This window comes from Pseudomonas sp. SD17-1 (genome assembly GCF_029201585.1).
GTDB classification, from domain to species: Bacteria; Pseudomonadota; Gammaproteobacteria; order Pseudomonadales; family Pseudomonadaceae; genus Aquipseudomonas; species Aquipseudomonas palmensis.
Window position 1 is genome coordinate 2,912,175 of record NZ_CP104044.1, and the last position, 10,354, is coordinate 2,922,528.

Sequence of the window (10,354 nt, forward strand, 5' to 3'; positions counted from 1 at the left end):
GAAATCTGCCAGGAGGCGACCATGCGCCAGAACAGCGTGGGCAGCGGCCATATGATGGTCTTGCTGATGGCTGGCTTCCTGTTGATTCTGGGTGCACTGGCGATGGCCCTGCTGAACCTGCAAGACCTGCAGGCGGGCAGCGTGACCAGTATGGTCAGCAACCGTATCCGGCCAGTCCACCACGTGACCCATACGCTGCGTGACAACCCCGACGCGTTTCATGCCGCGATCCTGTTCAAGATGGTGTTCAGTGGCCTGATGCTGCTGGTTGGCATCGCGTTGGCATGGGTATCGATACGCCAGCTCAGGCGAACCCCCACCAAGCCCAACGGTGACCCGTGGTGGTTCATCTAGGCGTCTGCAGTAACTCAAGGCTGGCAAGATCAAGCAGGCTGAAGTGTCCGCTTGCCCAGCCGCCGGTATCGAGGTGCCAGACATTGCCCAGCACCTTCACCTCGCGCAGCGTGGTGTGCCCGACGATCAGCGCACGCAAGCCCTGAACCTCGCCAGTGTCGCCCTGCTGCAAGCGTCGTCGCGACCATTGGCACACCTCCTGAACATCGGCTGAAGGTTCGCCTGCCAGGTGCTCGCACAGTGTCTGCCAATGCGCGAACGGGCAGTCGGCGTGCAGCAGGCCGACCAGGCCTTCAGGGGTTTGCAGCTCCAGCGCCAGGGGCATCTGTTCGAAGGCGGCCACAAAGCGGGCCTGGGCCTGCGCTTCCAGGTCGAGAAACCAGCCGCCACCACTGGCGCGGTACATCGCCTGGTCCAGCCAGTGGCCCCGCACGTGGGCAATGGCCAACGCTTCATGATTGCCTTGCACCGCGTGAAACCAGGGTTGATCGAGCCATGCCAGCGCCTGTTCGCTGTCGGGCCCACGGTCGACCAGGTCGCCCACGCTGAAAAGCCGATCGATGGCCGGATCGAACCCGACGGCATCCAGTGCCTGCTGCAGGCGCTGGAAGTGCCCATGGACATCGCCCACCGCGATATCGCGGCCACTACGGTTGGCCCGTACCTGCACCCTGGCGCTCATGCTGTGCCTCCCCTCTTCTGTTGCCGATGGTGTCGCCTGCTAGAATGCACCCATTTGAACGCAATCAGCCCATCCGAGGTATCCATGGGTATCAAGAAGTCCTCCGCAGAACTCAAACGTGACCTGAAGCTGGTCGCCACCGACCTTGAGCGTACCGCCGGTGAAATCAGCAAGCTGGCCGAGCGCATCAAGGACGTCGACGTGGTGGCGGTGCTGCACCTGATGAACCGCCTGTACCGGGACTCGGACAAGCTCAAGGCCTATGCCGACGAGGTCAAGGACGGGCGCATCGTGCGCGGCAAACCCGATTGAGGCTGGGGGGGCCAACTGCCGGCGCACTGCTACACTTAATTCGCCGAAGGGAGGAATGCGCCATGTCCGACAAAGAGATCACCACCCTGCTGACCCTGATCAACCACCGTCAGGACCGCCTGGCCGTGGCCTGCAAGGAGATCGCCGACTGGATCGACCGCCAGGGCGATGTACCGGTGGCGGGCAAGATCCGCGACACTCTCAAGGCCGTCGAAGCCGACGAGGTGCTGGTGAAGAAGACCCTGACCTCCCTCACCCTGGACCGACCGCTGCCGCGCTTTCGCTAGCCGCTGACAGGCAGGCGCAGTGCCCGTTCCGATGGAATTGTTGTCGCAATATCAATATGATAGCGGCCTGTCGCACGCCGTTCGTGCGACAGTGGACAATGACTCGGGAAGGATTACTCGTGAAAGATTTTGTTATCAGCGTCAACAACGTGGTGCTGTACGTGGCACTGGCCGTCATCTGGATTTCCGGCCTGTTCATGTTCAGCCAGAGCTTCCTGGCTGGCCTGGGCACATTGATTGTCGGTACGCTGACCTGGTGCATCGTTTCCGGCTTCTGGTTCGTCCAGTCGGCCACCTACGAAGAACTGCGCAAGCTCAACAACAAGCCCTGACGCCCCGGCGTAGCGCTTGACCCACTGCCCCGCGGCGTTGCCCGGGGCAGTTCTGTTTCAGGGCCCTGCTGCCCGCCCCCACCCCGCAACCTGCTGTAACGCAACCGGTCGCCCCCTCGCGACATCCGGTGGAATCCCTGCCGCCCTGGCCTGTCGGAAGCTGTGCAACGCCCTTCATACCCATGAACACTGCGAGGCAGGCAATGACCAATCAAACACTGCAAAACGAAGTACTCACCCGGCTGTACCACGCCCACCCGAACGGGTTGGGCAAGGAAGTGCTGGACAACTTCGAAGGCGAAAAGGCGGTGGCCGAGACGCTCAAGCTACTGCAGGACAAGGGGTTGATCCAGGACGGTGCGGTCACCGTTGGGGCCGACGATGAACCGTCAGTGCGTTACCCGATCAAGCTCAGTGCGGCGGGTGTGACCGCGGCCAAGGCAGCCGGCGGCTGATTGCACGGCTGATTGCAAAAAGGCCCGGCATTGCGCCGGGCCCTTGTTTGCGGCTACTCGCCAAGAAGCGGTGGCTTGCGTGGTTCTGGCCCGCCCTTGGGCGCCTTGGCCGGGCCTACCGGATCGACCTGCGGGTCATCCAGGTCTGGCGAATCGGGATCAAAGTCCAGCGTGTCCCGTTCAGAGGCGTGCTCGGATGAATGCGGTCCTACTGGTTTGTGCTGATTACCGGTCATCAATACCTCCACGTCGTCGAATGGGGCCAGGCATCCGGGTGTCTGCCAGCGATCCCCCCAGCCCCCTGGCAGACGCCCCTGCGCTCAATCATTGGGCAGCGGCATGTCTTCGTCATCGGGCACGCCATCACCGCTGGCCGGGTCTTTCCAGTCCTCGGGACGATCTGGCGTGAACACCGGTGGGCGTGCCAGCGGATCGACGTCTTCGGGAGCCGTCGTCGGTTGGGTGGGGTCTTGGGCTTGGGCAGTCACTTGGTCAGTCATGGAACACCTCGCCAGCAAAGGCCCGGAACATCCGGGCCCTGTCAATTGGAGGTCAGGCCGGGGCCAGGGTGCAGCACACGCGACGAATGGTGAAGCCGGCAGGGCTATGGGTCTTCGGGCTGGTCATCGTCATCGTCGAGCAGACCCCAGGCATCATCGTCCTCGTCATCCTCATCCATACCGCCCGCCTCTGGCTCGGGGGCAATGTATTGATCGTGAAATTCGTGGTCGAGCAGGTGGTCGTGCTCGGGTTCGTGGATATCGTCGTCATCGTGCATGGAACGGGCTCGCCGGCGGTTCTGGTAAGCGCGTATTTAACCAGACTTTGAAGGGGCGCCGCGCGCCCCTTCACAGCTGAGCCCGCTCCTGCAGAACGGTGCAGGAGACGGGCTGCAACGGCTACTTGGTAGCCCAGGCGTTGAACCGCTCCTCCAGTTCGTCACCATGATCGACCCAGAACTCGACGTTCATCGACAGCGCCCCTTGAAGGTTCTGCGGCGAGGTCGGCACCCAGCTGGCCAGCGACGGGTCCAGCTTTGCCGCGGCCTGGGTGTTGGTCGGGCCGTAGGGAATCTGCTGTACATAGCGCACCTGCGCTGCCGGGTCGTTGGTGTAGGCGATCAGCCGCTTGGCCTGGTCGACATGTTTGGAGCCCTTGATGATGGCCCAGTAGTCCATGCCGTACAGGCTGCCGGGCCATACCACCGCCAACGGCGCACCGGCCTGCGCGGCACTGGCGATGCGCCCGCTGTAGGTGGAGGTCATCACCACGTCACCCGCCGTCAGCCACTGCGCCGGCTGCGCGCCAGCCTCCCACCACTGGATGTTGGGCTTGAGCTCGCTCAGCTTGGCAAAGGCGCGGTCCACGCCCTCGGGGGTGGCCAGTACCTTGTAGACGTCCTCGACCTTGACGCCGTCGGCCAGCAGTGCGAACTCCAGGTTGTACACCGCACGCTTCCTCAGGCCGCGCTTGCCCGGGTATTTGTTCACGTCCCAGAAGTCGGCCCAGGAGGTGGGCGCCTGGGCCAGTTTGTCGCGGTCATAGGCGATCGCCACGCTCCACACCAGCGCCGCCGAGCCGCACGCCTGGGCAGCGTCCGGGATCAGCTCGTCGGCATGCCCCAGCTGCTTCCAGTCGAGGGGTTCGTACATGCCTTCGTCGCACCCGCGCATCAAGTCAGGCCCTTCGATCTGCACCACATCCCAGTCCACATTGCCAGTGTCGACCATCACCTTGATGCGGGCCATTTCACCGTTGTACTCGCTCTGGATCAGCTTGCTCTTGTCCTGGGCACTGAACGGCTGGAAGAACGCCACGTCCTGGGCCTTCTGCCCGGCACCGCCATAACCCACCACGACCATCTGCGGAGCTGCCTGGGCACTGCCCAGGCCCAGGGCAAGCAGCACTGCATACAGGCCTGGTTTACGCGGGAACGCTTTCATCGATGGATCCTCCTGCGGGTACCACTCGGCCTGGCGCCGGCGTGGTCCACTTTCTTGTTTTTGTGAGGTAAGCCCCTGCACTGGGGTGACTCGACGCTAATCAAACCCAAGTAAAAAAACAAGTTGATTTTTTACTGTCGGTACACTTTCATAGAAAAATAATAACAACGCCCCCGCTGGAGCCTGACCACCATGTCGACCGCCTTCGCGCACCTGTTCACCCCGTTGCAGATCCGTGGCAAGCGCCTCAAGAACCGCATCATGTCCAGCGGCCACGACACCTCGATGCCCACCGACAACCTGGTCAACGAACAGCTGATTGCCTATCACCAGGCCCGGGCCGAAGGTGGTGTGGGGCTGATCGTGCTGCAGGTGGCCGGCGTACACGACAGCGCCCGCTACACCTCCCACGTGCTGATGGCCACCGATGACGCCTGCATCGAGGGGTATCGCCGGCTGGCCGAGACCTGCCATGCCCACGGCACCGTGGTGCTGTCGCAGATCTTTCACCCGGGGCGCGAGATCATGGAGTCCAGCGACGGCTTGCTGGCGGTGGCCTACTCGGCCTCGGCGGTGCCCAACGAACGGTTCCGGGTGATGCCGCGCGAGCTTGACCAAGGCATGATCGACGAGATCGTGGCCGGCTATGCTGCGGCGGCGCGGCGCCTGCATCAGGCGGGCGTGGACGGCGTGGAGGTGGTGGCCAGCCACGGGTACCTGCCCGCCCAGTTCATCAACCCTCGGGTCAACCGGCGTAGCGACGGCTACAACGGCGACCTTGAACAACGTTTGCGCTTTGTGCGCGAGGTCATCGCCGCGGTGCGTGCCAGCACCGACGAACACTTCATCATTGGCCTGCGCATCAGCGCCGATGAACGCGACGCCGAGGGCCTGAGCGAAGATGAATCGCTCGGCGCGGTGAAGGCCCTGCAAGGGCAACTGGACTATGTGCATATTGTGGCCGGCACCTCGGCGTCCCTGGGCGGCGCGGTGCATATCGTGCCGCCGATGGCCATCGAGGCCGCCTATCTGGCCCGCGAGGCGGGCACCTTCAAGGCCAGCCTGGACATTCCGCTGTTCGTTACCGGGCGCATCAACCAGCCCCAGGAGGCCGAACTGATACTTGCCCGCGGCCAGGCCGACGTGTGTGGCATGACCCGCGCGCTGATCTGCGACCCGCAGATGCCGAACAAGACCGACAGCGGCCGGGCCGAAGACGTGCGTGCCTGCATCGCCTGCAACCAGGCCTGTATCGGGCACTTCCACAAGGGCCTGCCGATTTCGTGCATCCAGCATCCGGAGACCGGGCGCGAGCGGCAGTTCGGCCAACTGCAGCCTGCCACGCTGCGCAAGAAGGTGATGGTGGTGGGCGGCGGCCCGGCCGGCATGAAGGCTGCCGCGGTAGCGGCGGCCCGTGGTCATCAGGTCACCCTGTATGAGGCGGCCGCCCAACTGGGTGGCCAGGTGCTGCTGGCGCAACTGCTGCCACGGCGCAGCGAATTCGGCGGTGCCAGCACCAACCTGCAACGCGAGATGCAGTTGGCCGGCGTGGAGGTGGTGCGCAATACCCGGGTCGACCGCGCGCTGGTCGCGCGCGAGCAGCCGGATGCCGTGATCGTCGCCACCGGTGCCGCGCCCTACTGGCCGGCGTTCGAGCGCGGCGGCGAGTTGCAGGTGGTCGACGCCTGGCAGGTGCTGCGCGAGCAGGTACAGGTCGGTCGCTCGGTGATGGTGATGGACTGGCGCTGCGACTGGATCGGGCCGGGCATCGCCGAACGCCTGACCCGCGCCGGGCATCAGGTACAACTGGCGGTCAACGGTACCCACTGCGGCGAGAGCCTGCCGTTGTATGTGCGTGACCAGATGGCCGGCGAGCTGCACAAGCTGGGCATCCCGATCACGCCCTATGCGCGGCTGTATGGCTGCGACGACAGCAGCGTCTACCTGCAGCACACCGCCAGCGGCGAGGCGATGATCTTCGAAGGCATCGACACCCTGGTGCTGTGCCACGGCCATCACCCGGTCGACACCCTGGCCGGCGAGATCCAGGACCTGGCCGCAGTACACCGCATTGGCGATTGCCTGGCGGCGCGTACCGCCGAGGAAGCCATCTATGAGGGCCTTAAAGTCGCCGCGAGCCTGTGAGGCTGTTTATACTCCGGGCCTTTGCAGGGCTGATCGGATAACGCCATGAGCAACAACAGCAAGCTGCCGCCCACCGCCGAGGACGGCAGCGCCGCGCCGCACTTTCTGGGCACGCGCATTCGCGGGCTTCGCAAGCGTCGCGGCATGACCCTGACCGAGCTTGCGCAACAGAGCGAGCTGACCGCCGGCTATATCAGCCAGCTGGAACGCAACCTGTCGTACCCCTCGATACCGGCACTGTTCAATATCGCCCGCAGCCTGGGCGTGACCATCCAGTGGTTCTTCGCCAGCGAGGCGGTCACCGCCCCCGAGGACAGCGGCTACGTGGTGCGCCGGCAGAGCCGACTGAGCGTGCATTACGAAGACGGCATCGTCGACCAGTTGCTCACCCCGCAACCCAACCGCGAACTGGAGATGCTCCATTCGCGCTTTCCGCCAGGCACCTACAGCCAGCAGAGCTACAGCCATGAGGGCGAAGAAGCCGGGTACGTGCTGTCCGGCCGCTTCGAGCTGTGGGTGGGGGATCGCCATTTCGAACTCGGCGAAGGCGACAGCTTCAGCTTCTCCAGCCAGGAGCCGCACAAGTACGGCAACCCGGGTGAAGTGGATGCGGTGGTGATCTGGGTGATCACCCCGCCCACCTTCTGAGCCCTGCGCCCCAAGCCTCGGCTGACTGGGGCGCACGTTCGCTCAAGCTAGTTGTTGGGGGGTTGCCGAGGCGCCGGCTCCGCAGGGGGCGTGTCGGGCTTTTGCATCTGCAGGGAAGACTTGCTGCGATCGGTATCCTTGTCGACATGCTCGGGCTCGTTGAAGCACCCTTGCAGCATCGACAGGCTGGCGACCAGCAACGCCAACGCGGTCAGTTTCATGACGCTAACCTCCAGGCACTGCCGGCATTGGCAACGCCGCTCAGTGGAAGATAAAGGCATTGGCTTCCTTCACCAGCTCGCGCCACTCGCGACTGCTGATGATGCCCGCCACCTCGAGTGCATCGGCGGCCATCAACGCCTTGTCGTAACGCTGCTCGGCGTCCAGTGACGCATGCTCGTGGACCAACGCCTGTCGCCAGTTCTGCAACGCCTGCCTTTTGTCCGTGTCGTTCATCGTCACCTCTCCTCTACGACTGGAACGGTGCGTACTGCATTGCCAATGGCCAGCGCCTGCGCACTGGCCAGCGGGCATTGACTCAGGGTTGGGCTGCATCACCGCCGTGTGCGCTGGCAAGTGCCCTGGCCTTGGTCAGATGCTCTTTCAGCGTGGGCAGGGTTTTCTCGGCGAACGCCTTGAGCTCGGCATCGGTGCCGTCCTTCACATAGTTCTCGAACAGCTCGATGGTGGCCTCGTGCGCCTTGACCTGGTTGTTGGCATAGGCCTGGTCGAACGACTTGGCGCTACGCAGCTCCAGAATCATCGCCTTGGCCTTGTCCATCAGCATGGCATCATCCGAGACTTCCAGCTTTTTGCTGGCAGCGATGGCCTTGAGCTTCTCGTTGGCTGCGGTGTGGTCCTTGACCATCATGTCGGCAAAGGCCTTCACGTCGCTGGCGCTGCCCTTCTCCTGGGCCAGCTTGCCGGCTTCCACTTCGGCAATGCCTTTGGCCGAGGCGTCTTCCACGAAATCGTCGGCGTCCTGGGCCGCGTGTACCGCGCCTGCCAGGGTAAACGCCAGCGCAAAAGCGCTGCTTCGCAACAGGGTATTCATCATGAAATCCTCGTTCTGTTTTTCGGGAACTGCGTTTGAGGTACCGCTGTTCATGTGAGCGCGTGGCGGCGTGGGTGGTTCATCTTTTTTGCCTGGCCTGTTTGCGGTCGTCGATACACGGGCAAAAAAATTGAATTAGCCCGACACCCGCCCGGTCCAGACCTATGAACGCAGTAAATCTGACGAGGTAACAGCAATGACTATCGAAGCAGAGACACTCGTACAACTGACCGACGCCCTGCGCAAACGCGGCCTGACCCGCGTCTCGGACATCACCTTCATGCGCGCGCCCTACCGGCACAATCACCGCTGGACCTGCACGGTGAAATAGCAATCATTCAGACCAATCCCGTAATTTTCACAAGCCTTTCACATTCGAAGGCTTATGGTTGACCCAGCTCCTAGTAGAAACCTTTAAGCCCGCTCCCCCCCATCGCGGGCTTTTCTTTGTCTGGGATTTGGGTTGTCACAGATAGGCTGATGACCGAGCCGCCTTTTGTTCAACGCACACAAAAGCGCTCGACCTCATGATTGCCGAGGCGAGCGCTGTTGCGTCCTGAGTGTAAATGTCAGGGATCAAGTCGCTGGTGCAATTCAAATCCCCTCGAATTTGAACGGTGTTGACTCTTCGAAGCGGGCGGACACTTCGCCGGCATACACGTTTGCCTGGTTCGGGCCCAGGTCCAGCTTTTTCACCTTGCCGGTTTTCTGGCTGAGGTCCAGCTTTTTCAGGTCAACCCAGAACGTATTGGGCGTGACTGCGGACTCGAAAAAATACTGCTTGTGTTTATGGTCCGCCACAGTCCGCCAGCGCGTGGATGAGATATTGGGCTGATCTGGCGTTGTAATGCCGTACGGCACCGAGACGTTGCGAATCACACTGAATACACTGGCCAGTGACAGCCGCGCATCCTCATGCTTGGGCACGGCATTTACGTAGAAGGACGCACGCGCAAAGCGATCAGGCGAGCGGTTGGTGCCAGGCAACATCTGTGTTCCGTCAATGCCTTGCCAATAAGCATACATTTCCAACTGCTCGTCGAACTTCGGCGAGTTCGTCATCACTTGATATTTTCTGTCGTGGTGAATGACTTGCTTGCCATCGATATATTCAACGATTGCGCTATCACCCGACGCATCGGACATTGAAAGGTGCAGCGTTGCCAGGCGGGTTTCGTTCGGAACCTTGGATGTCACCACATGAAACGGTTCGGCCTTGAGCGCCTCGACCGCTTCAGCCACGGTCTTGAAGTTATCCAATACGTACTGAGCCCATGCCGAGATACTGAGCCCTGGCTTGCCCTGTTCGAGTGCTGGATATTCTGATTCCACCAGCCACAGCAGGTTTGCAGACAACCCGGCTTCGTTGATGCCGTCGGTGGTGGAAATATCGTAGCCGGACGCAATGACACTGCCGTACTTCGACGTCCAGGTAACCGAATTGGGGCCTGCCTCACCGTGGCGCTTCATGCCCTGGGGGAACACCCACAGGTTGGTTTCCACATCCTTCGCCCAGTCCATTGAGCGTGCCGTTATGATCTGTTGGTTATCTCCAAGAAAAACCAGCCGCGTGCAGGCGTGCACCACGGGTATCGATGAACAGAAACCGACCAGGGCCAGTGCAATTCCTTTTGCTGCGGGTGAAAGTTTCATTCCTTTGATTTCCTTGACCAAACTGATTATCAACACGCGCGAGCCCAGGCCTTCAAGCGAACGTGCAAGCACCTGGCTCGGTAATGACAAATAGTGTTTGATCGTCAATGACGACAAACATCAGCCAATAAAGCACGGACATATCAGAAATCAAGATTTGAGGGGACAAACAGCGTTCGCTTACAAGTACCGCAGCCTTGGCTTACCCCACTTGGGTCGATTCGGTCTTTTTCCATTTTGTGGTTGCATGGGGCGCGGATGCGCCGGCCGAGCTGGTCCAGGTCGGTCATACCCGTCAGATCGGCGAAGGCTTCGTCGATATAAAGGAAAGATGTCAACCCATGGAGATCAGTTTGAATGAACAGTTGGCGGGGTTTAGAGCAAGTTTCCGGCGTCCATAGACCACACGCTTTTTCACAGGAATGGTTCACGTGGTGTCCATGGTAAATACGCGAATTGTGGCGACGAACAGATAGCGGATTTTAGCAA

At 61.7% G+C, this 10,354-nt stretch carries 18 protein-coding genes; 8 read left to right on the forward strand and 10 right to left on the reverse strand.

Translation table 11 applies throughout. The features are described 5' to 3' along the window. Nucleotides 1-21: 21 nt before the first annotated feature. Nucleotides 22-354: a hypothetical protein gene (locus tag N0B28_RS13090; RefSeq protein WP_196932254.1), complete on the forward strand. Its 333-nt coding sequence runs from the start codon at nt 22-24 to the stop codon at nt 352-354. Here N0B28_RS13090 and N0B28_RS13095 read toward each other — a convergent pair. Next, entirely contained in the window at nt 347-1,036 is a 690-nt protein-coding gene (locus N0B28_RS13095) for a metallophosphoesterase (RefSeq protein ID WP_275726556.1), read from the reverse strand. The genes N0B28_RS13090 and N0B28_RS13095 overlap by 8 nt on opposite strands. An 84-nt stretch (nt 1,037-1,120) precedes the next feature. On the opposite strand from N0B28_RS13095, the gene N0B28_RS13100 reads away from it, so the two are divergent. The 4 genes from N0B28_RS13100 (at nt 1,121) to N0B28_RS13115 (ending at nt 2,422) form a co-directional block, all read left to right on the forward strand. After that, nucleotides 1,121-1,348, forward strand: coding sequence for a hypothetical protein (locus tag N0B28_RS13100; protein WP_043861486.1), 228 nt, complete (start codon nt 1,121-1,123; stop codon nt 1,346-1,348). A 62-nt stretch (nt 1,349-1,410) separates the two neighbouring features. Beyond that, nucleotides 1,411-1,635, forward strand: coding sequence for a hypothetical protein (locus tag N0B28_RS13105; protein ID WP_043861485.1), 225 nt, complete (start codon nt 1,411-1,413; stop codon nt 1,633-1,635). A 119-nt stretch (nt 1,636-1,754) separates the two neighbouring features. Beyond that, entirely contained in the window at nt 1,755-1,967 is a 213-nt protein-coding gene (locus N0B28_RS13110; protein WP_043861484.1) for a hypothetical protein, read from the forward strand. Between the two features lie 203 nt (nt 1,968-2,170). Further along, complete coding sequence (locus N0B28_RS13115) at nt 2,171-2,422, forward strand: hypothetical protein (protein ID WP_275726558.1); 252 nt, start codon at nt 2,171-2,173, stop codon at nt 2,420-2,422. 53 nt (nt 2,423-2,475) lie between these two features. Here N0B28_RS13115 and N0B28_RS13120 read toward each other — a convergent pair whose 3' ends face one another. From N0B28_RS13120 to N0B28_RS13135, 4 genes are all read right to left on the reverse strand, one after another. Beyond that, complete coding sequence (locus N0B28_RS13120; RefSeq protein WP_275726560.1) at nt 2,476-2,658, reverse strand: DUF6021 family protein; 183 nt, start codon at nt 2,656-2,658, stop codon at nt 2,476-2,478. Nucleotides 2,659-2,742: 84 nt separating this feature from the next. Further along, a complete protein-coding gene (locus N0B28_RS13125) occupies nt 2,743-2,922 on the reverse strand; it encodes a hypothetical protein (protein WP_080922870.1) in 180 nt (59 codons plus the stop codon). A 104-nt stretch (nt 2,923-3,026) separates the two neighbouring features. Beyond that, the gene (locus tag N0B28_RS13130) at nt 3,027-3,200 is read right to left on the reverse strand and encodes a hypothetical protein (RefSeq protein WP_167400190.1); all 174 of its coding nucleotides are present in this window, start codon (nt 3,198-3,200) and stop codon (nt 3,027-3,029) included. 121 nt (nt 3,201-3,321) lie between these two features. After that, nucleotides 3,322-4,365, reverse strand: a complete 1,044-nt coding sequence (locus N0B28_RS13135; RefSeq protein WP_054914548.1) for an ABC transporter substrate-binding protein — start codon at nt 4,363-4,365, stop codon at nt 3,322-3,324. A gap of 192 nt (nt 4,366-4,557) precedes the next feature. Here N0B28_RS13135 and N0B28_RS13140 point away from each other — a divergent pair, with 192 nt between their 5' ends. Continuing rightward, nucleotides 4,558-6,510 carry an FAD-dependent oxidoreductase gene (locus tag N0B28_RS13140; RefSeq protein WP_043861480.1) on the forward strand — a complete coding sequence of 651 codons (1,953 nt, stop codon included), beginning with the start codon at nt 4,558-4,560 and terminating at the stop codon, nt 6,508-6,510. Nucleotides 6,511-6,555: 45 nt separating this feature from the next. Beyond that, a complete protein-coding gene (locus tag N0B28_RS13145; protein ID WP_043861479.1) occupies nt 6,556-7,158 on the forward strand; it encodes a cupin domain-containing protein in 603 nt (200 codons plus the stop codon). 47 nt (nt 7,159-7,205) lie between these two features. Here N0B28_RS13145 and N0B28_RS13150 read toward each other — a convergent pair whose 3' ends face one another. The 3 genes from N0B28_RS13150 to N0B28_RS13160 form a co-directional block, all read right to left on the reverse strand. Further along, a complete protein-coding gene (locus tag N0B28_RS13150; protein WP_167400191.1) occupies nt 7,206-7,379 on the reverse strand; it encodes a hypothetical protein in 174 nt (57 codons plus the stop codon). Nucleotides 7,380-7,419: 40 nt separating this feature from the next. After that, the gene (locus N0B28_RS13155) at nt 7,420-7,614 is read right to left on the reverse strand and encodes a hypothetical protein (RefSeq protein ID WP_054914550.1); all 195 of its coding nucleotides are present in this window, start codon (nt 7,612-7,614) and stop codon (nt 7,420-7,422) included. Nucleotides 7,615-7,696: 82 nt separating this feature from the next. Continuing rightward, nucleotides 7,697-8,212 (reverse strand): DUF4142 domain-containing protein, encoded by a 516-nt coding sequence (locus N0B28_RS13160; protein WP_043861503.1) that lies wholly within the window; start codon nt 8,210-8,212, stop codon nt 7,697-7,699. Between the two features lie 196 nt (nt 8,213-8,408). Here N0B28_RS13160 and N0B28_RS13165 point away from each other — a divergent pair, with 196 nt between their 5' ends. Then, the gene (locus N0B28_RS13165; protein ID WP_255001044.1) at nt 8,409-8,543 is read left to right on the forward strand and encodes a hypothetical protein; all 135 of its coding nucleotides are present in this window, start codon (nt 8,409-8,411) and stop codon (nt 8,541-8,543) included. A 263-nt stretch (nt 8,544-8,806) separates the two neighbouring features. On the opposite strand, the gene N0B28_RS13170 is transcribed toward N0B28_RS13165, so the two are convergent. Together N0B28_RS13170 and N0B28_RS13175 are read right to left on the reverse strand one after the other, a co-directional pair. Next, nucleotides 8,807-9,865, reverse strand: a complete 1,059-nt coding sequence (locus tag N0B28_RS13170) for a linear amide C-N hydrolase (protein ID WP_253086701.1) — start codon at nt 9,863-9,865, stop codon at nt 8,807-8,809. A gap of 143 nt (nt 9,866-10,008) precedes the next feature. Then, nucleotides 10,009-10,296 carry a hypothetical protein gene (locus N0B28_RS13175; protein WP_275726579.1) on the reverse strand — a complete coding sequence of 96 codons (288 nt, stop codon included), beginning with the start codon at nt 10,294-10,296 and terminating at the stop codon, nt 10,009-10,011. Between the last annotated feature and the right edge of the window lie 58 nt (nt 10,297-10,354).

Bases quoted from the DNA above. Each gene is read 5' to 3' on its own strand.
- N0B28_RS13090 (WP_196932254.1), top strand. From the start codon at position 22: ATGCGCCAGAACAGCGTGGGCAGCGGCCATATGATGGTCTTGCTGATG.
- N0B28_RS13095 (WP_275726556.1), bottom strand. From the start codon at position 1,036: ATGAGCGCCAGGGTGCAGGTACGGGCCAACCGTAGTGGCCGCGATATC.
- N0B28_RS13100 (WP_043861486.1), top strand. From the start codon at position 1,121: ATGGGTATCAAGAAGTCCTCCGCAGAACTCAAACGTGACCTGAAGCTG.
- N0B28_RS13105 (WP_043861485.1), top strand. From the start codon at position 1,411: ATGTCCGACAAAGAGATCACCACCCTGCTGACCCTGATCAACCACCGT.
- N0B28_RS13115 (WP_275726558.1), top strand. From the start codon at position 2,171: ATGACCAATCAAACACTGCAAAACGAAGTACTCACCCGGCTGTACCAC.
- N0B28_RS13120 (WP_275726560.1), bottom strand. From the start codon at position 2,658: ATGACCGGTAATCAGCACAAACCAGTAGGACCGCATTCATCCGAGCAC.
- N0B28_RS13125 (WP_080922870.1), bottom strand. From the start codon at position 2,922: ATGACTGACCAAGTGACTGCCCAAGCCCAAGACCCCACCCAACCGACG.
- N0B28_RS13130 (WP_167400190.1), bottom strand. From the start codon at position 3,200: ATGCACGATGACGACGATATCCACGAACCCGAGCACGACCACCTGCTC.
- N0B28_RS13135 (WP_054914548.1), bottom strand. From the start codon at position 4,365: ATGAAAGCGTTCCCGCGTAAACCAGGCCTGTATGCAGTGCTGCTTGCC.
- N0B28_RS13140 (WP_043861480.1), top strand. From the start codon at position 4,558: ATGTCGACCGCCTTCGCGCACCTGTTCACCCCGTTGCAGATCCGTGGC.
- N0B28_RS13145 (WP_043861479.1), top strand. From the start codon at position 6,556: ATGAGCAACAACAGCAAGCTGCCGCCCACCGCCGAGGACGGCAGCGCC.
- N0B28_RS13150 (WP_167400191.1), bottom strand. From the start codon at position 7,379: ATGAAACTGACCGCGTTGGCGTTGCTGGTCGCCAGCCTGTCGATGCTG.
- N0B28_RS13155 (WP_054914550.1), bottom strand. From the start codon at position 7,614: ATGAACGACACGGACAAAAGGCAGGCGTTGCAGAACTGGCGACAGGCG.
- N0B28_RS13160 (WP_043861503.1), bottom strand. From the start codon at position 8,212: ATGAATACCCTGTTGCGAAGCAGCGCTTTTGCGCTGGCGTTTACCCTG.
- N0B28_RS13165 (WP_255001044.1), top strand. From the start codon at position 8,409: ATGACTATCGAAGCAGAGACACTCGTACAACTGACCGACGCCCTGCGC.
- N0B28_RS13170 (WP_253086701.1), bottom strand. From the start codon at position 9,865: ATGAAACTTTCACCCGCAGCAAAAGGAATTGCACTGGCCCTGGTCGGT.